At 36.2% G+C, this 26,054-nt stretch carries 18 protein-coding genes; 3 read left to right on the forward strand and 15 right to left on the reverse strand.

What is annotated here, in order from left to right; all coding sequences use genetic code 11:
* Positions 1 to 87: 87 nt before the first annotated feature.
* From B0E34_RS16120 to B0E34_RS16135, 4 genes are all read right to left on the reverse strand, one after another.
* Positions 88 to 2,730, reverse strand: coding sequence for a T9SS-dependent M36 family metallopeptidase (locus tag B0E34_RS16120; RefSeq protein ID WP_185117466.1), 2,643 nt, complete (start codon positions 2,728 to 2,730; stop codon positions 88 to 90).
* A 223-nt stretch (positions 2,731 to 2,953) separates the two neighbouring features.
* Complete coding sequence (gene rpsA, locus B0E34_RS16125) at positions 2,954 to 4,750, reverse strand: 30S ribosomal protein S1 (RefSeq protein WP_087711103.1); 1,797 nt, start codon at positions 4,748 to 4,750, stop codon at positions 2,954 to 2,956.
* 225 nt (positions 4,751 to 4,975) lie between these two features.
* On the reverse strand, positions 4,976 to 7,528 hold the full coding sequence (locus tag B0E34_RS16130) for a DEAD/DEAH box helicase family protein (protein WP_087711105.1): 2,553 nt from the start codon (positions 7,526 to 7,528) through the stop codon (positions 4,976 to 4,978).
* A 4-nt stretch (positions 7,529 to 7,532) separates the two neighbouring features.
* On the reverse strand, positions 7,533 to 9,422 hold the full coding sequence (locus B0E34_RS16135; RefSeq protein WP_087711107.1) for a site-specific DNA-methyltransferase: 1,890 nt from the start codon (positions 9,420 to 9,422) through the stop codon (positions 7,533 to 7,535).
* Between the two features lie 200 nt (positions 9,423 to 9,622).
* On the opposite strand from B0E34_RS16135, the gene B0E34_RS16140 reads away from it, so the two are divergent.
* On the forward strand, positions 9,623 to 10,930 hold the full coding sequence (locus B0E34_RS16140; protein ID WP_087711109.1) for a DEAD/DEAH box helicase: 1,308 nt from the start codon (positions 9,623 to 9,625) through the stop codon (positions 10,928 to 10,930).
* Between the two features lie 87 nt (positions 10,931 to 11,017).
* On the opposite strand, the gene B0E34_RS16145 is transcribed toward B0E34_RS16140, so the two are convergent.
* Entirely contained in the window at positions 11,018 to 11,911 is an 894-nt protein-coding gene (locus B0E34_RS16145; protein WP_076392558.1) for an SMP-30/gluconolactonase/LRE family protein, read from the reverse strand.
* A gap of 261 nt (positions 11,912 to 12,172) precedes the next feature.
* On the opposite strand from B0E34_RS16145, the gene ccoG reads away from it, so the two are divergent.
* Entirely contained in the window at positions 12,173 to 13,615 is a 1,443-nt protein-coding gene (ccoG, locus tag B0E34_RS16150; RefSeq protein ID WP_087711111.1) for a cytochrome c oxidase accessory protein CcoG, read from the forward strand.
* Positions 13,616 to 13,699: 84 nt separating this feature from the next.
* Here ccoG and B0E34_RS16155 read toward each other — a convergent pair whose 3' ends face one another.
* Positions 13,700 to 14,581, reverse strand: coding sequence for an AraC family transcriptional regulator (locus B0E34_RS16155; RefSeq protein ID WP_087711113.1), 882 nt, complete (start codon positions 14,579 to 14,581; stop codon positions 13,700 to 13,702).
* 166 nt (positions 14,582 to 14,747) lie between these two features.
* Between B0E34_RS16155 and B0E34_RS16160 the strand changes: the two genes are divergently transcribed.
* Positions 14,748 to 15,092, forward strand: coding sequence for a MerR family transcriptional regulator (locus B0E34_RS16160; RefSeq protein ID WP_076392608.1), 345 nt, complete (start codon positions 14,748 to 14,750; stop codon positions 15,090 to 15,092).
* Between the two features lie 194 nt (positions 15,093 to 15,286).
* On the opposite strand, the gene B0E34_RS16165 is transcribed toward B0E34_RS16160, so the two are convergent.
* From B0E34_RS16165 to B0E34_RS16205, 9 genes are all read right to left on the reverse strand, one after another.
* Positions 15,287 to 16,450, reverse strand: a complete 1,164-nt coding sequence (locus B0E34_RS16165; protein WP_087711115.1) for a cytochrome-c peroxidase — start codon at positions 16,448 to 16,450, stop codon at positions 15,287 to 15,289.
* A gap of 544 nt (positions 16,451 to 16,994) precedes the next feature.
* The gene (locus B0E34_RS16170; protein ID WP_087711117.1) at positions 16,995 to 18,407 is read right to left on the reverse strand and encodes a RagB/SusD family nutrient uptake outer membrane protein; all 1,413 of its coding nucleotides are present in this window, start codon (positions 18,405 to 18,407) and stop codon (positions 16,995 to 16,997) included.
* Between the two features lie 11 nt (positions 18,408 to 18,418).
* The gene (locus B0E34_RS16175) at positions 18,419 to 21,202 is read right to left on the reverse strand and encodes a SusC/RagA family TonB-linked outer membrane protein (RefSeq protein ID WP_087711119.1); all 2,784 of its coding nucleotides are present in this window, start codon (positions 21,200 to 21,202) and stop codon (positions 18,419 to 18,421) included.
* Positions 21,203 to 21,514: 312 nt separating this feature from the next.
* Positions 21,515 to 22,210 carry a VIT1/CCC1 transporter family protein gene (locus B0E34_RS16180; protein ID WP_087711121.1) on the reverse strand — a complete coding sequence of 232 codons (696 nt, stop codon included), beginning with the start codon at positions 22,208 to 22,210 and terminating at the stop codon, positions 21,515 to 21,517.
* 70 nt (positions 22,211 to 22,280) lie between these two features.
* A complete protein-coding gene (locus tag B0E34_RS16185) occupies positions 22,281 to 23,471 on the reverse strand; it encodes a DUF3570 domain-containing protein (RefSeq protein ID WP_087711123.1) in 1,191 nt (396 codons plus the stop codon).
* Positions 23,472 to 23,506: 35 nt separating this feature from the next.
* On the reverse strand, positions 23,507 to 23,863 hold the full coding sequence (locus B0E34_RS22555; protein ID WP_442547608.1) for a DUF4266 domain-containing protein: 357 nt from the start codon (positions 23,861 to 23,863) through the stop codon (positions 23,507 to 23,509).
* 97 nt (positions 23,864 to 23,960) lie between these two features.
* Positions 23,961 to 24,887, reverse strand: coding sequence for an FAD:protein FMN transferase (locus B0E34_RS16195; protein ID WP_087711125.1), 927 nt, complete (start codon positions 24,885 to 24,887; stop codon positions 23,961 to 23,963).
* A gap of 9 nt (positions 24,888 to 24,896) precedes the next feature.
* Positions 24,897 to 25,340, reverse strand: coding sequence for a thioredoxin family protein (locus B0E34_RS16200; RefSeq protein ID WP_087711127.1), 444 nt, complete (start codon positions 25,338 to 25,340; stop codon positions 24,897 to 24,899).
* A 75-nt stretch (positions 25,341 to 25,415) separates the two neighbouring features.
* Positions 25,416 to 25,802: a hypothetical protein gene (locus tag B0E34_RS16205; protein ID WP_087711129.1), complete on the reverse strand. Its 387-nt coding sequence runs from the start codon at positions 25,800 to 25,802 to the stop codon at positions 25,416 to 25,418.
* Between the last annotated feature and the right edge of the window lie 252 nt (positions 25,803 to 26,054).

The following is a 26,054-nucleotide window of genomic DNA, read 5'->3' on the forward strand; positions in this document are numbered from 1 at the left end:
TTATTAAATTAATGAGATGGGATTAATGTAAAAAAGTTACGGCGCGAGCGAAGCTCGCGCCGTAACTAAAATTTATAAATGTTCAGATTATTTTTTAACAATAACTTTTGATGCCGCATCAATACCGATGCCTTTTACTTTCACCATGTAAGTTCCGTTAATCAACTTGTCTGTCGAAATTGATTTCTTAGCATCCGGAGAAATTTTATCTTCTGAAGAAACTAGTTTTCCAGACATATCATAAATTTCAACACTTACTTTACCTAATGTATTGCTTGGGAAATTAATGAAGAACTCATTCTTCGCAGGATTAGGGTAAATTGAAATGTTATTTTTAACAACATTTACTTCGTCTGTAGCTAACACGCAGTCCGCAGGAACAGTAAAATCTTCTACCTGATCGTTAAGAGCTGCATTAACAGCGGCAGCATTGCTTAAGCTTGTTGGAGTCTTACTTCCTGCAGATGCATTTACTCCCAACCCTCTTTTTGCAAACGTTCTCCAGATCATACATCTGTCTGCACCTCCTTTAGCCTGATCCGCAGCTATTATAGCATTTCTTCCGTCAATAAATGTAGGATTACAAACCTGAAGTTTCAATGCATCCGTAACTAATTGTAAAACTCTTGAACTACCATTTGTTGTGTTTGCCATTACATCAGAAGAATAACCATATTTAGCAACATACTGCCAGTGAAGATCCCAAAGCATTGTAGCCCAAATAAATCCTATAGAATGTACATCAGGTACCTGTCGTTGATATTGAGTATTAAAATATGTTAATCCATTTGTAGCTGTATATGTAAAATTATTAATGGTAAAATTCGGAGAATACTGTGCTGGTCGAATGCCTCCTCCAGTTATAGCCTGTCCAACAGCATAAGTTCCGATACCTCTTGGTACAGAAGCATTATCTCCAACTTTATTAGTTAACATTAGAGCAAAGAAATCTGACCAACCTTCTCCCATTTGTTCATTAGAGACATCAAAATTCAAACAACCAGCACCCGTTCCTGTTAATCTATTGGAAATTCCATGTCCATATTCGTGTACTACAATTCCATTATCAAAACTTCCATCTGGAGTAACACTGCTCGCAGGATCATTTTTTAAAGTTACATTTACAGTTGTATTAGCTGAAAGCTGGCTTTTAATATATTCACCCTCTGTATTTGAAATTAAAACTGATGGAATCGTAATTGTCGCATCTGTTCCTGACATATTTCCAACCGTATTACCATTAGCTGTATTATTGTAAATAATAACTGCTGTAGCACCCGCATCTTGCGCATTTTTAACCTTAACAGTAAAACTACAGGTTCCTCTTTCTACCAAACCAATCTTACCTGTCAAAGATCCAGCAGGTATTGCTGTACAGCCATCCAGAACTGAGGATAACTGAACATTTCCTGTAACACCCGTTGCATCTAAAGCATTTCCAAATGAAGCTGTCCCTGCAATTGGTTGACGAGGTACAGCCGAACTTGGCGCATTGTAATAAAACAGCCTGTTAACAGTTGACCAAAGATACATTTGCATTCTTGGTTTATTTCCATCGCTAGGACTATTAAAATTCGCATTATTCGTACCGCCTCCATCTTGTGCTTCGGCCTGTACATAATCGCCTCCAGCACCTCCTAATCCAAAATTAGTATTCTGAAAGTTCCTTGCTGCCGGAGTAAATCCAAACATATAGAAAATATCATGAATTTTATTATTGATATAAAATAAATTCGTTATTGCAGCACTCTGATTATTAAATGGATCATCATTAATGTTAAAAGGATAATTAAAGTTTCTTGTAGCTCCTCCATCTGGTGAAAAACCTGGCACATTTAAAGCTGATGTATCCTCATAAGCATGTACATTGTTACCTCTGGTAATTGTATAACGGGTAGTACCATCATAATGCCAACCTTCCGGAGAAGCTGCCAAAATCCATGGGTTACTTACAATGGATCGGGAGCCAAAAGTAGGAGCCTCTATCGGTAAAGCAAAAACATTATATGAAGCGTTATCGGGTGCTAAAAGTGAAAAACTATTTTTACTTTCTTCTTGCTTTAACGGTCCTGTTGCAATAGTTTCATTATGAACATGACTATAATCATGAGAATAGGCATCATTATGGAAATTACAAGATAGATTTAAATCTAGTTTGCTGATAATATTTCCTGTGTTTGCATCCACTAAAATATCCCAATAGCTTGGAGAATTCGGTTCCGGAAAAGAAAACTGATATGCTAATTTTAAAGCTCCATTATCTTGTACATATACCAATCTCTGTTTTGCAGCCGGTGTATTATTTAAATCTGCATCATTATACCCTAAAATAGGATAATTCTGAATTTTATCTTTCTGTAAATTTTCAGCTATTTTCTGAAGAGCAGTAGCCTTCGTAATAGAAGCGGTATTTGATACAGAAGAAGTATAATCTTTCAAAAAAGTATCTGTATAATAAATTACCTTACTATCTCTTACCAAAACAGTACCTTCCGCATTGTAAACGGGAAGTCCGTTATAAGTCTGTTGGAATTTAATTACATTTCCATTTAATGACTTTGACTCATCTACATTATCAATCTTAAAATTAGCAAGATCTGACTTTTTATATTCTCTGATCTTATTTTGAGAAATATAATCCTTAATTAACTTCTCATTATCCTGTCCGAAAAGAACAGAAGGAAACATTGCAGAAACTACAAATAAAAGGGGTAAAGCTACTTTTTTCATATACACTAATAAAGCCGCTAATTTACATATAATTAACAATAAAACAATATTATATTTAAAATTATTTAAATAGATATTTAATTTGATAACAGTAAATAAATTTTCATCATTTTGTGAATAAATCAAATTTAAATTTCCGCATTATTAGAGGTATTATCGTCTATTATTCAAAAGCAAAAAAGCCACTCAAATGAGTGGCTTAATATTTAAAATGAATCAGGTATTATTTCCCTTCTTCCATTTTTCTTTTTAATTCTGCTAATGCATCGATATCTCCAAGAGTAGATCTTTCTTCGTTTGAAGATGATGAAACATTATTAGATCTGTTGTTAGAGTTTTCTCTTACGTTTTTCTTCTCTTCGTCTCTGAAGATTCCTGTATGAGAAACTACTACTCTCTTGAATTCTTTGTTGAATTCAATTACTTTGAAATCAGCCTCTTCACCTTTCTTGATTTTAGATCCGTCTTCCTTCTCTAATAATCTTGATGGGCAGAATGCTTCAACTTCAGCATCTTCGAACTGTACAGAAGCACCTTTATCATGTACTTCTACCGCTTTACCAGCGTGAATTGTTCCTTCAGCATATTTAGTTTCGAATGCATCCCAAGGGTTTTCTGTTAATTGTTTGTGACCTAGAGATAATCTTCTAGCCTGGATGTCTAGTTCAAGAACTACAACATCTAATTTATCACCAACTGCACAGAATTCAGATGGGTGCTTGATTTTCTTAGTCCAAGAAAGATCAGAAATGTAGATTAAACCGTCGATACCTTCTTCTAACTCTACGAATACACCAAAGTTAGTGAAGTTTCTTACAGTTCCTACGTGCTTAGATCCTACAGGATACTTAGCTTCGATATTTTCCCATGGATCTTTGCTTAATTGCTTGATACCCAAAGAAATTTTTCTGTCTTCTCTGTCTAAAGTAAGTACTTCAGCTTCTACCTCATCACCTACTTTTACGAAGTCTCCTGCAGATCTCAAGTGAGTAGACCAAGACATTTCAGAAACGTGGATTAATCCTTCTACACCAGGAGCGATTTCTACAAATGCACCATAGTCAGCAAGAACTACTACTTTTCCTTTTACTTTATCTCCAACTTTTAAGTCAGCAGAAAGAGCATCCCAAGGATGAGCTTCTAACTGCTTCATACCTAACTGGATTCTTGTTTTCTCATCATCAAAATCAAGGATAACCACTTTTACAGTCTGTCCGTCCTCAAGGATTTCAGATGGGTGGTTCACTCTAGACCAAGAAAGGTCTGTAATGTGGATCAATCCATCAACACCTCCTAAGTCGATGAACACACCGTAAGAAGTAATATTCTTAACAGTACCTTCAAGAACTTGTCCTTTTTCTAACTGAGCGATGATTTCTTTTTTCTGACCTTCGATATCTGCTTCGATCAATGCTTTGTGAGAAACTACTACGTTTTTGAACTCAGGGTTGATTTTCACAACTTTGAATTCCATAGTTTTTCCTACGAACTGATCGTAATCTTTAATTGGCTTAACGTCGATCTGAGAACCAGGTAAGAATGCTTCGATTCCGTGTACGTCCACGATCATACCTCCTTTAGTTCTAGACTTAACAAAACCGTTAACGATTTCACCTGTTTCGTGAAGTTCGTTTACTTTATCCCAAGCTTTAAGCGTTCTTGCTTTTCTGTGAGATAACTGTAACTGTCCTGTTTTGTCTTCTCTTCTGTCTACCATTACTTCTACCTCGTCTCCTACTTTAAGACCTTGGTTGTAACGGAATTCGTTAAGAGAAATAACACCTTCAGACTTGAAGTTGATGTCTACGATAGCTTCTTTATCAGTTAATCTTACTACTTTACCAATTAGAACGTCGTTATCGTCTAAGTTGTTTAAAGATCCGTTGTAGATTTCTTCTAAATCGCTTTTCTCTTTTCTAGCATCAGCATCAAGACCAGATTCGAAAGAATCCCAGTCAAATTGTTCAGGTGCTACGTTTTGATTTAATAATAATTCAGCTGAATTTGTCTCTTTTGACATAATTCTAATAAAATTTGTATTCCTTCTCTTTCAACGGTCTGAATAAATGTGAATTGAAAAATACGGAAGTAATTAATTTTTAGTTATTTACTCTTCAAACCTTTTCGCCACAAAAGTGGGTGCAAAGATATGAAATTTATTTGAAACAAACAATTATTTCAAAGCTCAAAAAATCCAACATAAACAACTGAATTTCAAACCATTTAATTTCATCAAAATAACTTTTTACTCCATTAAAGTCTTTTCTAAGGTTTCCTTAAACTCATTCTCATTGCTGTAATTGTAAAAAGGTACAGCGGTAATTAAATAGTTGTCCGTATGAATCTTCACAGATTTCTGCTGATTTCCGATCTGTTTGAGAAAATCTTCTTTCCATTTATCATGTCCTGTTAAATGTTTTCCTTTCGGCTCTATAAATACCTGAAAAGTAAGCTCCTCTTCTTCACGGCGGGTACAGAAAAGAATAAAATCCGGTTCAAAAGCCCGTCCCAATTGATCAAAAACTTTAATTTCCCTTTCATTCCGGATCAGGTGAATGTTCTGATATTTTTTATTGAGTCCTTCAAAACGTCTCGCAAACAGTTCAACAAACTTTTTTTCCTCTTCGGTTCCGTAATTGGCATTATAAGCATACCATGGTTCATCCAGAACAAGCTCTTCCTGCCCATTTGCTCTTACACTGCCTTTACTTACTCTGATTTCTTTATCCTTAAAGACATCCTGAACAGGCCGCGCATAAAATTCCGAGCCTTCATATTCTGTAGAATTCTTTTTGATCTCTGTTTCGATCTCCTGCAGTAAACCATTGAGCGCCTGAAGATAATCAAAATGAGAAATCTCATCTAGACGGTTTCTGCTTCCTGTAAAAGTGATTTCCAGACCTCCCAGATATTGCTCACTTTCAATAAATTCAAAAATGGAAACAAGACTGGGAAAATAATGAGAAAGACGATTAAAACAGTAAAACGGATTTCTGCTGAGCGCATATCTTACCACATGATTCTGTATTTCCGTAATCTTTATATCTTTTGACTTTATCTTTTCCTCACCGGATATTTCTTTTTCATTTTCAGAAAAGACCTTAGAGATCCTTCCGAAGCCCGAAGAAAGCTGATAACGGTAATTTGTTTTTTTCACTCCCAAATCTGCAAAAGATTTAATATTATCAAAATTTTTCGGTACTTTTTTATTGGAAAAAACGACTCCTTTCTGATATAATTTCGAGGTTTTAAATAGGGGCTTCAGCTTTAACTGTTTTGTTTCGAGATGGGCTTCATCCTCATAAATTCCGGATTCTACCAGTGCTTTTTTAAGTTCGGAAATATAGCGGCTGTCTTCTTTTGTATGGTAATAAAGTTCTTCCAGAATTTTAAGATCATTTGAAATGTCATCATCGTATTTTCTGGTGAACTTGTCTTCACCTTCATTCAGTGCAAAAGGATAATATCTCGCACCGCGACCGATCAACTGCGCCTCCGAGAGTGTAGTTTTGCCGGGATTGCCGTCTTTTCCGTCGCGGTCTTCATACAAACGTACAATATCAAATAAATTTAAAACATCCCATCCTTCATTCAGCTTCTGAACGGCAAATATGGCACGGATCGGGTTATTTTCATCTTCAAGTGTATTCAGAAGGATCTGGTTTTTCTCCGCTTCCGAATCATTGTTTGCACTTAGGCAGTTTTCTTCCCGAAAACAGGATTTTACTCTCTGTGCAATATCATTTTCCGAGATATTTCTTAACTCAAAAAACTGAAAAGCTTTCTGTACAACCGAGACGGACGAAGTTTTCCTGATGCTGGTTACCATCGTTTCAGAAAATTCATCGATGAGCTTGTGGAAATTTTCTTTGTTCTGTTCAGATTCTTTAATTGTTTTTTTCGCTTTGAAAAGTATCACCGGCTTTATATTAATACCATGTTTTGCAGCCAGTTCCTGACGGTAAAGATTGAGAATCAGTGCCTGAATAATCCTTTCTTTTTCATTGTACATTGAGCGCACAAGATTAATTTCTTTGGAAAATTTATCTTTCCTGAACTGTGCGAGATCATATTTATAAAGGACTTTATCCCTGTATTTATTCATAATTTCCCGGCTTTCATAATCCAGAGTTGCCGTAAATTCGAGCAGAATATTTTCATAATTCTGATTCAGGATCTGCAAAACGGTTTCTTCCCAACTTCCGAAAAGATTTCCGCTTTTGGTTCCGCTGTTGAGATGATGGGCTTCATCAGCAATCAGAACAATCTTTTTATCTTTAAAATCTTCATACGTAACGCTGTTTTCTCTGGTATTATTTAAATCTGTATGAAGCTGTTGGATCGTCGTGAACTTAATATTGATATTTTCCTGATCCGATTCGTCAAAATTGTCAATCTCTTTCAGTAAAACCTCTTTTCCATTGATGATAATTTTATCTGTGAATAAATATTTGGAAGTCTGTGAATTAAGAAAATTATCTTTCGTTTTCTGAATGATGTTATTGCTGTTGACAAAAAACAGAAAATTACGGTAGCCTTTTTCAAATAGATGAAGCATAAGACCCGCCATCACCATCGTTTTTCCGCTTCCGGTTGCCATATTGTACAGCAGATGAATCGGCTTGTTGGGTTTTCCTTCAAAATTCTCCTGTTCAATATAAAGATGCCGCCTGAATGCCTCTTCCTGATACGGACGAACTTTAAATTTTAAATTGTCTGTAATTTCGTTGGGAATAACAACCTGCGCTAAAGACTTTTTCGCAATAGGATTATTAAAGATCTCGTGTAAAAATTCCATGGCTTTAGTTTTTAATTTTATAGAAATCTTGAGTCACTATTTTCTCCTCTTCAGTACATTTGAAATTTTCATCATTCAAAGAAGAAAGATTAACGTAGAGCTGGTTTTTATCCAACAGTTCGCAAAGATGCTGTTTCTGTTCTTTCAGGCTTAATGCTTTAAAATCATCGATGTGCTGCTCCTGCTTTTTGAGATCCACATTATAATTAAGAAAGGATCTGGATTTCATTTCTTCCCAAATCTGAAGAAGTTCTGCTGTGTCTTCCGCAGCTTCTATTTTTTCAATAAAAGTCTGGTTGTATTTTTTTAGTTCAAGATAAATGAAGGAACCGCCACCTTGCCAGTTGACGGATTTGGAAATGCCGCCCTGTTCTCCTTCAATAACTTTTTTCAAACGTTCTTTAGCAACCGTTTCTATATAATCCATCTGCTCAATTCCGATATATTGACGGTTCATTTTATGAGCTGTTGATGCTGTTGTTCCGCTACCTAGATGATAATCCAGAACGATATCTTTTTCAGAAGTTGATATTTCAATAATTTTTGATATTAATTCTTCTGGTTTAGGATAATCAAATACTTTTTCTTTGAAAATATTCTGAACTGTCTTTGCCCCTTTTCCAGAGAAAGATTCATCTATCCACGAATTGAAAACAGTTTGTTTTGTACCATCTGCCTCGTATATTTTTTCATATAGCTCTGTTCTTCCGTCTTTTTCCAATAAAACCACCAAATCATTTTCAATTGATTTTTCTATTTTATTTTTGCTCCATCTCCAACATCCCTCTGTTCCGTCTGGAAGAATAGGAAAAATAATCTTATTTTTAAATTCAACTCCATAATATAAGTTAGGTCTATCAACTCTTCTACTATTACTCCCCCATTTTCTAATTAATTGAATCTTATAATTACCTTTTTCATCTTTAAATTTATAGTTAGATAGATCCTCGACAGTTGTTTTAAAGAGTTCCAATTCATTAATATTTCTTGAAAAGCAAACAATTGTTTCATGAATTTGAGCAATGAATTTACTATCCTGCCTTCCACCACGACCTTTCCAAACAATATTGCTTATAAAATTTTCTCTTTTAAAAATTTCATCCATTAATATTTTTAGATATGCCTGTTCATTATCATCACATTGAACAAAAATTACCCCATCATTTCTTAACAATTCCTTTGCTATTGTTAACCTGTTCCTCATAAAAGTCAGCCAGGTAGAATGATTGAATCTATCGTTATATTTAAACCCGTCATTCCCCGTATTGTAAGGCGGATCAATATAAATCAGCTTTACTTTACCGGCAAATTCTTTTTTCAGGGAATGAAGCGCTAAAAGATTATTTCCTTTGATAATCAGATTATCGGTAATCGTTCCGTTTTCATTACGATTGAATTCATCAAAATTATTTTCACCGTTTTGGTCAATTCTTTTGGCATTGGTTAAGACTTTAGGATCGAACAATTCGGTAATTTCGTCCTGCGCCAATGTTTCATTGAAAAAGATTTCTTCCCTTTTATCCTCTTCCCTGCTTTGTCCGCCTTCCAGAACACAATCCTTAAAAGGCCAAACTAAGGACACTTCGTTCCTCTGCTTTAAGTATTGATTTCCAATGGTGAGTCCAACCTTATTTTTAAACTGGGTGTAGCTGTCGTTAAGATAATTTTTCTGCTCCAGAAACTGAATGAACAGAGTTTGCTTAAAGACCATAACATCTTTTACCTTAATGAAAAAATTTTCCTTCAGATCCGGATCTTGCAGAAGCAGTTCAATTAATTCTTCATCCAGATTCTGTGCTTTGCTGAGAACGACCCATTTTTTAACTTCTCCGTTGTCGGAAACGTAATTAGGCTCCTTTTTAATTTGATTTTCAAGAGTTTGATAGAGTTTCATGGTGATTAATTTATTGAGCCAAATTTATCATCTACTTAAGCTTCCACATTACGGATTTCCGTAATTCCAATAAGTTTGAAATATCATTTTAAGCTTCTGAATTTTCTCCACATCTTTTATTATTGAGAAAAATATCCTAAAATATCAAACCATCATCAAACAGCAATATTCTTCATCCGCGAAATAACTATCTTTGCACCATGGAATTAGAATCTATCTACGAAAAACTGCAGATTCAGGACATGAATCAGATGCAGAAATCTACATACAAAGCGACAGAAAACAATCAGGATGTTGTTCTGCTCTCTCCTACCGGTTCGGGAAAAACACTGGCTTTTTTGTTTCCTGTACTGCGAAATTTAAAGAAAAACAGTTCAGGAATTCAGGCTCTTATTCTGGTTCCGGCGCGAGAGCTGGCTTTACAGATCGAGCAGGTTTTTAAAGCGATGGGAACCGATTTTAAAGTTTCCGTATGTTATGGCGGTCACGACAAAAAAATTGAGGTAAATAACCTGATTGAAGCTCCGGCTGTATTAATCGGAACACCGGGAAGAGTGGTTTATCATCTGAGAAATAATAATTTTGATCCGAAAACCATCCAAACTCTGGTTTTGGATGAGTTTGATAAGGCGCTTGAACTTGGCTTTCATGATGATATGGAATTTATTTCCAATTCATTGAAGGGTTTGTCTCAGAGAATTTTAACTTCCGCAACGGCAATGGACGAAATTCCTGCATTTACCGGACTAAAAGACGAGAAAATCATTAACTTTCTAAAATTAAGCGAGGCGAAACCCGACATTCAGTTTAAAAAAGTAATGACTACGCCGGAAGAAAAGCTGGATGCTTTATTCAATTTAATCTGTAAAATCGGGAACAAAAGAACTTTAATTTTCTGCAATCACAGAGAAGCGGTTGACCGGATTTCCGAGCTTCTCCGCCAGAAAGGAATCGACAGAGAAACCTTCCACGGAGGAATGGAACAGGATGAAAGAGAACGCGCCCTGCTGAAATTCAGAAACGATTCCGCAAGAATTTTAATTACCACTGATCTGGCTGCAAGAGGGTTAGATGTTCCGGAAGTAGAATCCATCGTTCATTATCAGTTACCGCCGAAAGAGGATGCTTTTATCCACAGAAACGGTCGTACAGCAAGAATGAACGCGAAAGGTTTTGCGTATCTTATTATGACGGAAGATGAAAATTTCCCTTTCATTAAAAGCAATACGCCGGAAGACAACGTTGCCGGATTTACCAAAGTTCCGGAAAAAACGCCTTTCCAGACCGTGTACATCAGTGCTGGAAAAAAAGACAAAGTGAATAAAGTGGATATTGTTGGTTATCTGCTGAAAAAAGGAGAACTCCAGAAAGAAGATGTCGGCTTGATCGAAGTAAAAGACACAACTTCTTATGTTGCTGTATCGAGAAATAAAGTGAATGCGCTGCTGAAAAAACTTGCCAATGAAAAACTAAAGGGCAAGAAAGTGAAAATGGAAGTGGCGTATTAAGATTGAGGTTAAGGCTAAGGTTTAGATAAGCGTTATGTTTTAATCTCAGCCTTAATCTTAATCTAAATCTTAACCTCAACCTTAAATTTATCTCACTCCTCTTACTCGTGTCGGTAAAGTATAAACAGATTTTGAAGCAGTGATGAACAGAACTTCGTTATTTTTCCCTCCGAAAGTCACGTTGGAAGTCCAGTCTTCTTCGATGGGAATATGATAAATCTTCTTCCCTTCTCTGTTGAATACATGAACTCCTTTTCCTGTCAAATAAAGATTTCCATGTTTGTCTAACGTCATTCCGTCGGAACCCATTTCACAGAAAAGTTTTTTCTCGGATAATTTTCCTTCGCCCAAAATATCATAAACATATGTTTTTCCGGCATCAATATCCGAAACATACAATTTTCTGAATTTTTCGCTTCCTACCACTCCATTCGGCTGTGTAAAGGTTTCAAGTTTGGAAATCTGTCCGTCTTTATTTCTGTAGTATAAACTTTTATGCGGAGTTTCCTGCTTAAAATTCACCCAGTAATCTCTTACATAAAGAGGATCGGTAAAATACATTCCGCCAAACTCGTCATTCCAGACATCATTCGGTCCGTTCAGTCTTTTGCCTTCAAAACCTTTCAGCAGAACCTGTACTTTTTTATCTTTTGAAATTTTCCAGATTTCACCCTGATCATCGGAGCAGGTGATTAAATTATCATCTTTATCGAAATGTGTTCCGTTGGCTCTTCCTGTTTTATTCATGAACTCAATCACTTTATTGGTTTTCCAGTCCCAATAATAAATTTTATCATTCGGCTGATCAGTGAAGTACACATTTCCTTCTTTATCCGAGGATGGACCTTCCGTAAAACTGAACTGATCCGAAACTTTTTCGGGCTTTACATCTTCATAAAACATTTTAGTGGTATTTACTGATTGACAGCTATATACTGCTAAAATCAAACCAAGCGAGCCGGTTTTTAAAATATTTTTCATTCCGCACAATTTAAAGTCAGCAATTTACGATATGCAGAACAAGATCCAAAGTTTATTTTCTCTTTTTGATCAAATAAAAACGAAACCTAAAATGTCCGAATTGTACTATTTCAGAAGCAGATCATATTAGTTCCGGAAACAATTATTGCAGAGCTTTGCATCAGTGAAAAACACTACAGGATTCAAGTAAAAAATATTTGAAATGAGCATTTAACAGGGTTTAAATGTTTCTCACCCGAATTTTCAGATAATACCGAAACGATGAACACACAAAACAGCAATTTTCAGGCTCTGGAACTTTATGAGGAAAGCTTCCGGAATTCCGTAGGAACAATGGACGAAACCGGAAGAAGAAAATGGGTCTATCCCAGAAAACCCAAAGGAAAATTCACCAACTACAGAGATTATGTAACTTATTTGCTTTTAGCAGTATTTTTCACTTTACCTTTTGTGAAAATCAACCATAATCCTTTTCTTTTATTTAATGTTATCGACAGAAAATTTTTTATTTTCGGACAGCCGTTTTATCTGCAGGATTTTTTCATTTTAGCACTTGGAGCCGTCACTTCCGTTATTTTTGTGATGCTTTTCACCGTTGTTTTCGGAAGGATTTTCTGTGGCTGGCTTTGTCCGCAGACCATTTTTATGGAAGGGGTTTTTCGGAAAATAGAATACTGGATCGAGGGCGACCGTAATAAACAGATGAAGCTGGACCGACAGGAATGGAACAGCGAAAAAATAAGAAAAAGGCTCACCAAATGGTCTGTTTACGCCGTTCTTTCTGTGGTGATTACGAATTTCATGTTCATGTATATTGTTGGTTATGAAGAAGTTTTCAGAATCATCACCGAAGGTCCCGCAGAAAATCCGCTGAAGTTTCTTGCGATGATCTGTTTCACTGCGGTTTTCTATTTTGTTTTTTCGTGGCTGAGAGAGCAGGTTTGTACTTTGGTTTGTCCGTACGGAAGATTGCAGGGCGTTCTGATCGATAAACAGACCATCAACGTTTATTATGATTTTAAAAGAGGTGAAAACCGCTCCAAATGGAAAAAAGACGAAGACCGAAAAGCCTTCGGAAAAGGAGATTGTATAGACTGTAATCAATGTGTTGTTGTCTGTCCTACAGGAATTGACATCCGAAACGGACAGCAACTGGAATGCGTAAACTGCACCGCCTGTATTGATGTGTGTGACGAAATTATGGTAAAAGTAGGTCTTCCGAAAGGGCTGATCCGTTATGCCACAGAAGCGGAAATTGAAAATCAGGAAAAATTCAAATTTACCGGAAGAATGAAGGCAACAACGGTGATTTTAGGTTTACTGATCGGATTTTTAGGATTTCTGATGTATGACAGAGGTTCCATGGAAGCGAAATTCATAAAACCGGCAGGATCAACATTTTTCATTAAAAACGGAAAAATTACAAATACTTTTATTTATACGCTTTTAAACAAATCCAACGAAAAGAAAACACTCACCATAAAAGTCTTGAATCCTAAGAATGCGGAAATCAATTTCTTTGGCAATGAAAAAATTATATTGAAAGGGGATCAGATCTTAAAAGGAAATATCAATATTTCTTTCCCTGAAAAAGAGATCCGGTTTTCGAAACAGAATATGACGATTGGCGTTTTTGACGAAAAAGGAAATCTCGTAGATTCTTTCGACACGGTATTTGAAGGACCTTTTCAATTGGTATTGTAGGTATTGAGTTTGAGAGTTTGAGAGTTTGAGAGAAGATTTTGGAGTTAAAATTCACAACGAAAAACGGACAATCATCAACAAAAATTAAGCTTTATATTTTTTAATAAATTGCGTGGGAGTCATGCCAGAAGTTTTCCGGAAGACTCTCACAAAATAGGAATATTCTTCGAAACCAAGGCGAAAGGCAATTTCTGTAAGGCTTTCATCAAGATACATAAGCATTCTTTTGGCTTCCAGAATTATCCTTTCTGTAATAACGTCAGTCGCTGTTTTCTGAACGACCGTTCTGGTAATTCTGTTTAAATGTTTGGATGAAATTTCCAATAAAGAAGCATAGAAAGCAACGGATTTTTCTTTTGCAAAATACTCTTCAATAAGATTTTCAAACTGCTGATAATGTTTAAAGTAAGAAATATTAACCTCAGAATTTTCTTTTCCCAGCTCTTTTGAAAAAGCTCTTGTTGCGTGGATAAAAATCTGTGACATCAGTGAAAGGATAAAACCATTTTTCATCACGTTTTGAAGATGATATTCTTTTTCTAATACTGCAAAAAGGTGATTATTTTCACTTAGTTCCGTTTCAGTAAGCTGCAATTTTCTGGGGAAATTAACCGATCCGAAAAAGGGAAAACTTCTGAGCTTCTGATTGACGTAATGCATTTCGTAAAAATCCTGTGAGCAGAAAAAAATATATCCGTCGATATCCTCAGAGAGTTCCCAACTGTGAATCTGTCCCGGAGACATAAAAAATAAGCTTCCTGCCGAAACGTCATATCTTTGAAAATCGATTTCATGCGTTCCGCTTCCTTTGGTAAAGAGAATTGTGGCATAAAAATCATGACGGTGCGGTTTTTCAATATGCCTGTGTCCCAAAACCAGATGTTCTTTCATTCGGTTAAAATAAAAATCCGAAGTGTTTTTACCCGGTTGAAAAAGATTGATATGCAGAACAGAGATAGAGTTCAATTTTTTAGAAATTTTTATCCTTCAAAAATAACAAAAACAATAAAACTTCCTGTACTATAAAAATGACTTTTATCCCCTGATTTACAAAGTAAAAAAAGAACTTTTGGCTTCTGAATTTGCTGTGGGATTTAAAAAATTTTTATCTTTGACCATTACGATTCTAAAAATGAAGATAAATTTACCTGATAAACTGTATTATTCAATAGGAGAAGTAGCGAAAGCTTTTGATGTAAATACTTCATTAATACGTTATTGGGAACAGGAATTCCCTATCATTAAGCCTAAAAAGAACAAAAAAGGCAACCGGTATTTCACTCCGGAAGACATCAAAAATCTTCAGATCATTTATCATCTCGTAAAAGAAAAGGGCTACACTTTGGACGGTGCCAAAATCGCTTTAACCACCAACAGCAAGATCTCCGAAACCATTACCATCATCGACAGGCTGGAATTTGTGAAGGCTGAACTGCTGAAACTGAAGGAGTCTTTGGCGGAAAGGGATGAGGAATAATTGAATTTTAAAATTACAATAAAAGCTACTTTATGAGTAGCTCATTATTTATTTTGAAATATCATTTTTTTGGAGATAAGCTCCAAACTTGTCCTGATGATATTTCACAACCATTAAAAAGTGATTATCAAAAAATAAAGATATTCAATAGTTTGTAATAATTATAAAAGCTCACATTTATAAATTCAGTTAAATTATTTGGGTAAGCCGGGAGGAACCAATCTTTGAGTTCTTGTACTCAGGGTAGCTAGAAATGCTTCTATCTGACTTATTTCTTTCTCGGTTAAATGTAAAGGTTTCAGCATCGCCGATTTTTTCGAAACCAACTGTACTCCATTGTGTACAGTTGCTCTTTTTTTAGGCGGCTCCGGATTTCCTCCATTGTAAAATGTCAATACATCTCTTAAAGTACCAAAAGCTCCGTTATGCATCCAGGGACCTGTTCTGGTGATCTCCCGCAAAGTAGGCACTCTGAATTTCCCTGCATCCGAAGGATCACCGGTTACTTTATATCTTCCCAAATCTTCCTGTCTGGATCCCAGAAGACCGGTTCCGTCATTCTCAAACTGATTATTGGAAAAATATCCTGAATTATGACAGTTCATGCATTGTCCTTTTGTCCTGAAAAGATGCATTCCGGCAACCTCGTCATCTGTAAATGCATCTGACTGACCATCAATGAATTTATCAAATTTTGTCTGAGGGCTCATTAATGTTCTCTCAAAAGTAGCTATTGCCATTGCAATCTTTTCTTTTGTAACGGTTTTGGTACCGAATGCTCTTTCAAAAAGCGATTCATATCCTTTAATTTTTGCAATCTTGTCTGTTGCAATATCAATATGCTCATTCATTTCTTTATGATCCTGTATGGGCATCTGAGACTGCTGTTCTATGCTTTCAGCTCTTCCGTCCCAGAATAATGATTTCGCAAATGCGATGTTCATAATGGTCATAGCGTTTCTGGTTCCCAACTGTCGGTCATGGCCAAAAGACTGTGTTTTGTTATCCGTCCATCCCAGTTCCGGATCATGACAGGAAGCACAGGCAATCTGGTTGGAACCGGAAAGTCTGGGATCATAAAAAAGTGTTTTTCCGAGGAGGACTTTTTCTTTAGAATAGGGATTATTTTCAGGAAACTTAACTTTGGGAAGGTGCCCGATTTCTGAAAAATGAGGAACAGCAAGTTCGTTAAGCTCGGGCTTCGGCCACAAAGAAGGATCTCCGGAGGAATACAGCTTTCTGATTTTGCTGATAAATGACTGATCCTGAGAAATATCTTTATGTAGCGTGGTTTTACAATTATTAAGTAAGAAAATACTTACACATACAATTAATGTCCAACTCAATGCATTCTTCATTTTTCCTGATAATTTTAAGCAAAATTAATGATTATAAACGGTGATATTTCCACCTTAAGTTTAATTTTGCGTAGGTAATTTTTAATAATATAAATCTTTTTAGATTTTTAATTTTAATTTTAAAAGCAGTTCTTTCCTGAATAAATAACGTTTAAAGTAACATTGAAAATTGATGAATTAAAATATTTCTTCTGTTTATTTTTATTAAAAGTCTGCTTAGCTTAAACTTTTATTTAACCTCAAAAGTCACAAAAGATCTACTATTTTTTTATTTAAAGCTGATCATTATAAATGAAAAAGCTCACAATAGTTTTTAAAAATCTTTGATTTTTATTCTTTTGAGCGCTTTGATTATTCTGGAAACTCGCTTTAACATTTTCTTTTGTCCCTTTTGCGGTTAATTCTGAAATTAGTTTAAACAAGTTTTCATCATGATTCTTACTGTCGCTGTAAAGTTCATCTGTTTTTTCCTGATATAAAAAATTTTGGACAACCGTTTCAACGTCTAACAGAATATGAGAAAGGCTCTAAAAAAAACCGTTATTTAATATCCCGGATTCTGCTGCATAGCAGAATTAACACTTATTGTTGCCTGAGGAATAGGAGCTACAAATTTATTATTGGGATAGGCAGGATTACAGTTTAAGGATATACAGCCATCATTTCTCACAATATTTTTATGATTTCTCATCAGATCAAAGAAATACTGATTCTCAAAAATAAATTCTTTTCTTTTTTCTTCGAGAATGGCATCGAGAGAGATATTGGTAAGACTTGTGAGTCCTGCCCTGTTTCTAATGGTATTGATATCATTAAGTGCCTGTATATTATTTCCTGCATGAAATGCTGCTTCTGCCCGAATAAAATAAGCCAGCGTGAGACGATAGATTAAACTACCGGTTTTTATTTTATATTTTCTTGTAAAGTGGTAAGGAAGAGATACCGATACTCCCGAAATCTTTGTTGCAAGATTTTTGGTTTCAAAAAGAGTTTTTCTTTTATCTGAAGAAGAAAATAGGTTGTAAACATCATGAGAAGCTACATAGCTGGATTTGCTTCCGGAACTTATAAAGTTATAGAGCTGTGAAGCAGGAAAATCATTATTACTGTCATTGGCAAGTTCAAAGATAGATTCCGAGACAGCCCAATTATCCGCCATTTCGTTGCCTGGAGTAAGAGTGTATGAAGAATTTGTAATCAAATCATTACTGTAATTAATGGCTTTTTGCCAGTCTCCTTTCCAAAGGGCAATTTCTGAAGCTAACAGTTTAACCGCATTTGCGGTGAGAAAGTTTTTCTTTAATCCTGCCGGAATTGCTTTTTCGGACTGAAAAAGTGATAGAGCCTGCTCAACGTCATTTTCCAACAGAACAAATGTTTCTGCTGCGGTTTTTCTGGACGGATAGTCTACTCCCACTTTCAGCGGTTTTAAGTTATAAACGATTCCGAGGTGAGAGGCATCTGCTGTGTAGCTGTAATTCTGAGCGTAATATTTATACAACTGAAAATGCGCAAAAGCTCTCATTCCCAATGCTTCCGCTTTTATTTCGCTTATTTCAGAAAGGGTTGCATCTGTTAAATTGTCTGCATACTGCAGAATAAGATTCACATTATTAATAAGCTGATACATATTGCTGTAGAAATAGGCTAGATCACTTTCTGTCTTCTGATCATCAAACTGATATATATTGGAAACTTGGGAATCTATTGAAATATTCCCGGATGTAGCCGGAGAAAATTTGAAATTACCAGACAACAGGTCTCCGTAAGTAATAGCCGGTTCCAGAAAATAGGTGGATCTTAGCTGATAATAGGCTCCGTTTAAAGATTCGAGCATTCCGGTTTTTGTTCCGAGCTGCTCATTGATAGAAACACTCTCAACCGGTTCGTTATAAAGAAAATCTCTGCATGACGATAAACTGATTAAGAATATAATGGTAAAAATTGTTTTTTTCATAATGCTGATAATTAAAAATTAACTTTGAATCCAAAGCTGAATGTTTTCATTTCCGGATATAAATATCTGAACTCTCTGATGCCATTTCTTCCTTCCGGCGATTTTTGTCTGTACCAGTACAGCACATTGGTACAGTCCATAAATATACTTGCAGATTTTATAAAACTTTTTTTAATGACATTAACAGGAAGCTGATAATTAAGGCTGATGTTCTGAAGTTTCACAAAGGTATTATCATAAACATATTTGCTGCTGTTGGCAATAGTTGCCTTGCTTGTAGGTTTATGATTCAGGGCATTATCTCCGGGATTTTTCCAATAATCAAGTGCATTTACACTCATGTTCCTGTTGAAAAGAATACTGTATTTATCTATCAGTTCACCCTGTACCAAAACATCTCCTCCTATTTCAAAATTAACGAGAAAAGACAGCGTGAATCTTTTATAGCTTAAAGAATTACTGAAACCGCCGATAAAATCCGGTTGAGAATTTCCAATGATTGTATAAGTAGAAGAATCCGGCGTGAACTGATTGGCATCTTTCACTTCTCCGTTTACCAAAAACATATCCTGTCCGTTTGCCGGATTTATTCCGAGCCACTGATATCCCCAGATTGCCGATGTTGACGCTCCGATTTTTTGGGCTCTGGCTAGTGATGCACTGGAAAAGCTATCTTCCAAACCCAGCATATCCGTAACTTTATTTTCAACCTTTGAAATATTGAATGAAGTATTCCATCTGAAATTTTTGTTGGAGATCCAGTTTCCGCGCATAGAAATTTCAAACCCTTTGTTGTACATTGCCGCACCGTTAATTTCTGCTGAAGAATATCCTGTCTCCAGCGGAACTTCTCTTGAAACAATAATATCTGAAAGATTATTCCGGAAAACCTCAACGGTAAAATCTACCTTTTTGAAAAAACTGAAGTCCAGACCCATATTCCATTTTTCATTTTTTTCCCACGAAAGAAGCCTGTTGGGAGGCGATGAAGATTCAGGATATGCATAATCGTAATCGTAAATAAATCCGTTTTGAGAAACTGTATAAAGCCCTGAAGAGCGGTAACTTCCTATTCTCGAATTTCCTGTGATTCCCCAAGATGCACGCAGCCTCAGGAAGCTGATGATATTATTGGACTTAAGAAAATTTTCATTCGATAAAACCCATGAGGTTCCTATTGCACCATTGGTAGAGGCATTGGTATCCGGACCAAAAGTGGAGCTTTCATCCCTTCTGATACTGGCAGAAAGAAAGTATTTTTTATCATAATCATAGTTAAGCTGTCCGAAAGTACTTCTCCCCGTATTTTGGCGCGTTAGCGAACTATAGGTGTATGTCTTTCCGATCATAGGTTCCTGATAAGTGGAGTAATCGGAAAAATTGCTTCCTATATGAGCTGTTTTAGAGTCTTTATTCTTTCTAAGTTCAAAACCTGCAATACCGTCAATATGATTTTTTCCTGCGAAGTTTTTCTCATAAGAAATGTGGGCACTCCAGTTCCAGTTAAAAGCATCTGAAATATACAAACGGCTTCTCCCATAATTATTATTTGAAATTCCGCTTTGGTTAAGTCCTGATTTCCAGTCGACATTATTTTTTTTGGATATATCCACTCCGAATAGACTGCTTATTTTTAGCCCTTTTGCCAAATCGTAACTGACATTAAGACTGGAAAGCAGAGAATTATTATCAACATTCAGGATATTCTGATTGGCTGCAGCCAGAGGATTGGGAACTCCGTTATTTCCGGAAAGTGCATAGTCTCCGTTTGTCTGATATATCGCTCTGTCCGGAGCCAGTATAAAATTAAAATATGTATTGGGCTGCTGTTTAAAAAAATTGTTATAGGCAGCGTAAAGATTTATCTTCAGCTTTTTGTAGTTAAATCCCAAAGAAACGTCAATTCCTTTTTTTTCCAGCGAATTGAGAATTTTAGACTCATTGTTTTTTGAATAATCCAGCCCTACCCGATAATTAAAATATTTTCCTCCTCCGCTGGCCGTAAAATTGGTTCGGAAAAAATCTCCGTTTCCATTCATTACCTCGAACCAGTCTACATCTGTTCCGTTCCAGACATAGCTGCCTGTTCCGTTGGCACTGTTATTTTTATTGTAATCGCTGAACACCTGGGCGTACTGCTGCCCGTTGAGATATTTAATTTTATTGATGCTTTGGGAAACTCCGTATTGCGTACTAAATGTATAGGAAGGCTTTCCTTTCTTTCCCTTCTTGGTCGTAATGAGAATCACCCCATTAGCAGACTCTGCTCCATACAAAGCTACTGCAGCTGCATCTTTCAGGATATTGATGCTTTCAATATTATCTGAATTAAATCTTGCCAAAGGATTGATATTCATTTCAGCAATAGATCCTCCGTTAAAATACGAAGCATCAAACGCCATATCTTCTCTGATGATAATTCCGTCAACAATAATCAGCGGCTGTGTTGATGTACCGGTTAATCCGTTCAATGAAATGATACTTCCCAAACCACGGATATTGATGTTTACGGCTTTCCCCAATTCCGTATTATTAACAATCTGAACCCCGGGCGTAAGTCCCATAATCATTTTATCAATGCTTTCAAAAGGCTGAGTTGTTACAATATCTTTTTCGGTTAAACTCACGATAGATCCCACTACCTCTTCCTTTAACTTCTTTGTTCCGTAAGAGGATGTTACAATTACTTCTGTAATCATCTGGGTTTTTACCGAATCGTTATCAGCCTTAAGATCCTGAGCTTTTAAAGACGTCAGTCCACATATCAGTATAGCGCTTGCAATTTTTCTTTTCATTTGGGAGCCAAAGTGTAAACTAAATTTATTTAGAATTAATAAAATTAACACGCAAAAATAATTATTATTCTGTGAAAAGTTTTACACTTTACAATAAAAGAACATGAAAATTATCATGTTTCATCTTAAGTCTCTTTATTTCAGAGCAGAATTATCTTGGTTGAATGTACAAAAACTATGATTTAATTTTTAAATCTGAATACGCTAAAATCAAATTACTTGATAAAAGTGATGAGGCTATATTTTTAATTTTCTGATTTTTTAAATCAAAAAAAGGGCTGGAAAAATCCAACCCTCATCTTTTTTTTTCTTTTAAGCTACCGTAACCCCGAAAAGATGCCCTATTAAAGCCGTAATTCCCATCGCAACCGTTCCCCAGAAACAAATTCTGAGAACGGCGATTCCTATTTTTGAGCCTCCTGTTCTTGCTGAAATAGCGCCCAGAATCATCAGAAATATAATAGAAAAGCCATATTGAAAATACACCATTTCCTTTAAGGGAGCCACCAGTGAAACGATAAACGGCAGTAACGCTCCCAAAGCAAAAGAACCGAATGACGCCAAAGCTGCCTGTAATGGTTTTGCCTGTGTAATTTCATTAATTCCCAGTTCGTCATGAGCGTGAGCTGCCAAAGCATCGTGTTCCGTAAGTTCTGTAGCTACTTTCAAAGCTATTTCTTTGCTTACGCCTCTTTTTTCATAAATTTTAGCCAGTTCCAGAAGTTCAACTTCGGGCATTTCTTCAAGTTCACGTTTTTCGCGAAGGAGATCTGCTTTTTCGGTATCTTCCTGCGAACTTACCGATACATATTCGCCTGCAGCCATAGACATGGCTCCTGCAATCATTCCGGCAAGTGCGGCAAGGACAATCGTATTTCTGTCCGGTGAAGCAGCGGCAACACCAATAACGATACTTGTGGTTGATAACAATCCGTCATTCGCACCCAAAACCGCTGCACGAAGCCAGCCTACTCTGTTTACATAATGTTTTTCCAACTGATGATGCATATGCTTTAGTTTTTAAGTTAAAAAAAATGACTTGCTAAATGTGTTAACAAGTCAAAATTAAACTGATTTTTTATTTAAACCTTAAATTTAACGAAATAATATCAGACTTCATTCCGATGGATTTTGTGTAATGTCCGTATCGTATTTCCAGCATATTCAGTCTTTCTACGCCGAATAAACCGTTCTTCGGACTGATTCTGATTCCTGCCCCATAAAAATGGCTGTCGAATTTGGACAGATCGTAATTACTGGTGTAGAAATCGTCAAAAGCGGTATGCTGCTGATAAGGCGCAAAATATTTAGCTGCAGTCTGCGAATAGTAACGATAGAAAGGACTTACCGAAACAAACGGAGAAATCTTTACAGGCGTTTCCAGACTGAAAGTATTGGATTTCAAGCCCCAATCGTCGGTATAATAACGGTAATACGCTCTCAGAATCACTTTGTCTCCCAAGAAATAATTGGCTCTTACTCCCAAAGGAATTTTAAATCTTTTATCCGGCAAAGCTTCCTGATGAACCGATTTATCATTAAAGTAAACCCTGTGGAAAGGTAAACTTAAATATCCGGTCTGCTGAACTCCATCTGCCAGAAATTCAACCTGAAAATTCTGATTGATGATCTGTGAGTACGCTAAAGATAAAGCAAAGGTATTTCTTCCGCTGGTTCCGTAGTTTTCGTGTTCGCCGCCTGTGCTTCCGTTGGTTCTCAATTCAATCGGAGCAATGAGTTTTACCTGATCGAGATAGGTCTGAAATTTCGCCGTGAACTCTCCCATTCTGTCCGCTGTTTTTTGCGAAAACCCGATGTTTGCACCGTAAGATGCATAATCGAATTCGAAAGAGGTAGAAACTCCCGCCATTAAAGTCGTTCCTTTTTCGGTATTTTCGCGGCTCCAGCTTAATGCAGGATAAATTCTGTTGTCTGCATGCGAAGCCGATGAATTCGCTTTCAGATCAATCATATCCGAAGATGCGGAAGTATAATGATCGATCCCGACACTTACATTGAATTTATTTTTACGGTCTTTTTTATCGTATTTTACCATCGTTACATCAATCGTGTTGGAAACATCGGTCAGTTTTTCTGAGCCGATTCCTCCTGTAACGGCAGAATTGTTTCCGTCCTGTTTGTAGTAACTTGAAACTAAATTAGCTTCATCAAAAGTCAGCTTTTTGGGCTGTTCGTTATTTGTGTTTTCCTGTGCTTTTGCATTAAAAATTCCGAAAAGAGCAACAACACTTATGATTATTTTTTTCATTGTAGATCACATTAAATTTTTACCATTCTCTTTTCTTAATTGCATCCGCAACCACCGCCCACTTTTCCGGCATTGGCTCCTGAAGAACCTTCTCTGTAAGACTGAAAGCTCAGTTCGGTCTTTTCGATTGTTCGGTTTCCGAGCACCATTTCGGCATCGTTGAGTTTATTTTTTTCGTATTCTTTTACGGTGGTACAGGAATTCAAAAACGGAATTGTCAATATCGAAAGAACTGCAATTGTTCTGTAATTTAAAGCGTTGAATCTTCGCAGCCCGGCTTGAACGGAGCTCTTTTTGTGAGGAACGAGCAAAAAAGCGGGAGTGGAAAACGGTGAAAGCTGCCCAAATAAATATCCGAAAAGCTTCTGACTGTTTTTTATAAGGTCTGTCATTTGTATTGATCTGTTTTTAAAGTTGATTTAATTGCCTTACTCTGAATCAGATACTGTGTGTTTATTTAACTCAATTTTGTTCTGATAACAAAGCATTTTATTTTAAATTAATGTTTTGAGATGAATAAATTCTGTCCTCATCGTCGATAATGATGCACTCCAGATGATTGATCTGGTTGATCATACCGAGCACGGCATCGATTCCCATAATACTGACGGGAGTCGCCATTGCGTCGGCAATTTCTGCGTTGGGACAAAATACGGTAACACTTTTTACGCCCGAGACCGGCATTCCTGTTTTCGGATTGATGGTATGAGAATATTTTTTACCATTGATGACCACGAATTTCTCGTAATTTCCTGAAGTTGCGACCGCCATATCCGTAATATTCATATAAGAAAAAGGCTGTTTTGCATTGTCGGGATCGGCGATTCCTATAGTCCAGGGTTTTCCGTCCGCCTGATTTCCCCAAGTCGTTAAATCGCCCGAAGCATTTACAATTCCGGAGTGTACATTTCTTTCCTGAAGAATTCTTTTCGCCATTTCTGCGGCATATCCTTTCCCGATTCCTCCAAAACCGATGCGCATTCCTTTTTCTTTGAGGAAAACGGTCTGATTGTCACCATCGAGAATAATATTCTGATAATTAACGAGTTTCAGATGATCTTTTATTTTTTCAGGATTGGGAAGTTCTTTCATTTCACGGTCGAAATTCCAGAAACTTTTATCGATTCCGCCGTAAGAAATATCGAAGTAACCGTCTGTAATTCTGCTGATTCGTAAGCTTCTTTCAATGAGGTCAAAAATCTCACGGTCTACTTTCACGGGTTTTAATCCCGCATTTTGATTAATGAGATTAGTCTGACTGTCATCGCTGAAGGTTGTCAGCAGTTTTTCTATCCTTCTGATTTCGGCAATGGCTGCATCAATGTGATCTTGTGCAAGTTTTTCATTATTACTTACAACGGTAATTTCAAAAGCGTTCCCCATCAGTTTCTGAGGTCTTTTAAATTCTCTGACCATACTTTTCAATTATTTTTGATGTTCCTTAATTTCTCTGATTTCTTTACTGAAAGCCAGTGCATTTTCAGAAGGCAGTCCTTCCCAGCTTTTCAGAATTTTTCCTTCTGAATTTAATAAAAGCGTGTACGGAAACAAGCCTTTTTTATTGTAAACATCGGCAAGAGAAGCGTTTTCTTTTTTAAGATCGGCAGAAAGCTGATTTTTCTTATTTCTCGGGAAATCTGCATTGATGTACACGATCACTTTATCGGATTCCAGTTTTTTGAAATCTTCTGTTTCAATGATGTTTTTATGAAGCTTGATGCACGGAATACACCAGTCTGAACCGGAAAAATTAAGCAGAATAAGTTCTTTGTTTTCTGCAGCGGTTTTTTTTGCGATTTCCAGTCTGTTTTGTGCGTGGAAACCAAAGGAAAATACAACCATAAGTATGGCTGAAACTATTGTTTTCATTACTGTAAAATGTTATAATGATTTTTTAGAATAAATGATGTGTTCTGATTATGATATAATCAGATTGTAAATGGATTAAGAAAATGATTTCGGCGGTTCCCAGACTGATCCCGCGAATCCTTTGTAGCAGAAATCTTCGTCTTTTGAATGAATTTTATGCGATTTCAGTGATCTGAAATTTTCCGTTTTTGTTTCAAAATAAAAGCCCGGATTGATGGTAAAAACCAAATTCAGCGGTGCAGAATGAATTACAAACGGCAGTTTTCTGTCTTTACCGTAATCTCCGTCTTTTGCAGGATGATCGTAATGAGCCCTCAGAAATGCAATTACAGGCATATCGGGATTCATATTTTTGTGTTCCCAGTAATGTTCTACCAAAGTTGGTATTTTTAAAAGCTGATATAACTCGGTTGTAGAAACCAAATATAAGGACAGCAACAATATGGAAATCAACTTTTTCACCCAATCAAAGGTATAAAATCTTCTGTTAAGAATGATTTTAAATTAATCTGAATTATAACGCTACAATGTTCAATAAATTGTTCATCTTTAGTTTATTGTTTAAACTAATTTCCGAATTATCCGCAATAAGCTCAAAAGATTATCATAATGCGATGATTAGATATTTAAATAAAAATGTTGTTTAAAGTAAAATGTTAGAAAACTCTTTGAAGTTTTATCTGTGTAGAAATCATATTCGGAAGATATCCGGCG

The organism is Chryseobacterium mucoviscidosis (assembly GCF_002177115.1).
GTDB classification, from domain to species: Bacteria; Bacteroidota; Bacteroidia; order Flavobacteriales; family Weeksellaceae; genus Chryseobacterium; species Chryseobacterium mucoviscidosis.

Excerpts from the sequence above, each read along its gene's own strand:
- B0E34_RS16120 (WP_185117466.1), bottom strand. The coding sequence starts at position 2,730 with ATGAAAAAAGTAGCTTTACCCCTTTTATTTGTAGTTTCTGCAATGTTT.
- B0E34_RS22555 (WP_442547608.1), bottom strand. The coding sequence starts at position 23,863 with ATGACAGACCTTATAAAAAACAGTCAGAAGCTTTTCGGATATTTATTT.
- ccoG (WP_087711111.1), top strand. The coding sequence starts at position 12,173 with ATGAACACACAAAACAGCAATTTTCAGGCTCTGGAACTTTATGAGGAA.
- B0E34_RS16145 (WP_076392558.1), bottom strand. The coding sequence starts at position 11,911 with ATGAAAAATATTTTAAAAACCGGCTCGCTTGGTTTGATTTTAGCAGTA.
- B0E34_RS16200 (WP_087711127.1), bottom strand. The coding sequence starts at position 25,340 with ATGAAAACAATAGTTTCAGCCATACTTATGGTTGTATTTTCCTTTGGT.
- B0E34_RS16185 (WP_087711123.1), bottom strand. The coding sequence starts at position 23,471 with ATGAAAAAAATAATCATAAGTGTTGTTGCTCTTTTCGGAATTTTTAAT.
- B0E34_RS16175 (WP_087711119.1), bottom strand. The coding sequence starts at position 21,202 with ATGAAAAGAAAAATTGCAAGCGCTATACTGATATGTGGACTGACGTCT.
- B0E34_RS16170 (WP_087711117.1), bottom strand. The coding sequence starts at position 18,407 with ATGAAAAAAACAATTTTTACCATTATATTCTTAATCAGTTTATCGTCA.
- B0E34_RS16195 (WP_087711125.1), bottom strand. The coding sequence starts at position 24,887 with ATGGTCAGAGAATTTAAAAGACCTCAGAAACTGATGGGGAACGCTTTT.
- B0E34_RS16130 (WP_087711105.1), bottom strand. The coding sequence starts at position 7,528 with ATGGAATTTTTACACGAGATCTTTAATAATCCTATTGCGAAAAAGTCT.
- B0E34_RS16165 (WP_087711115.1), bottom strand. The coding sequence starts at position 16,450 with ATGAAGAATGCATTGAGTTGGACATTAATTGTATGTGTAAGTATTTTC.
- B0E34_RS16135 (WP_087711107.1), bottom strand. The coding sequence starts at position 9,422 with ATGAAACTCTATCAAACTCTTGAAAATCAAATTAAAAAGGAGCCTAAT.
- B0E34_RS16160 (WP_076392608.1), top strand. The coding sequence starts at position 14,748 with ATGAAGATAAATTTACCTGATAAACTGTATTATTCAATAGGAGAAGTA.
- rpsA (WP_087711103.1), bottom strand. The coding sequence starts at position 4,750 with ATGTCAAAAGAGACAAATTCAGCTGAATTATTATTAAATCAAAACGTA.
- B0E34_RS16180 (WP_087711121.1), bottom strand. The coding sequence starts at position 22,210 with ATGCATCATCAGTTGGAAAAACATTATGTAAACAGAGTAGGCTGGCTT.
- B0E34_RS16140 (WP_087711109.1), top strand. The coding sequence starts at position 9,623 with ATGGAATTAGAATCTATCTACGAAAAACTGCAGATTCAGGACATGAAT.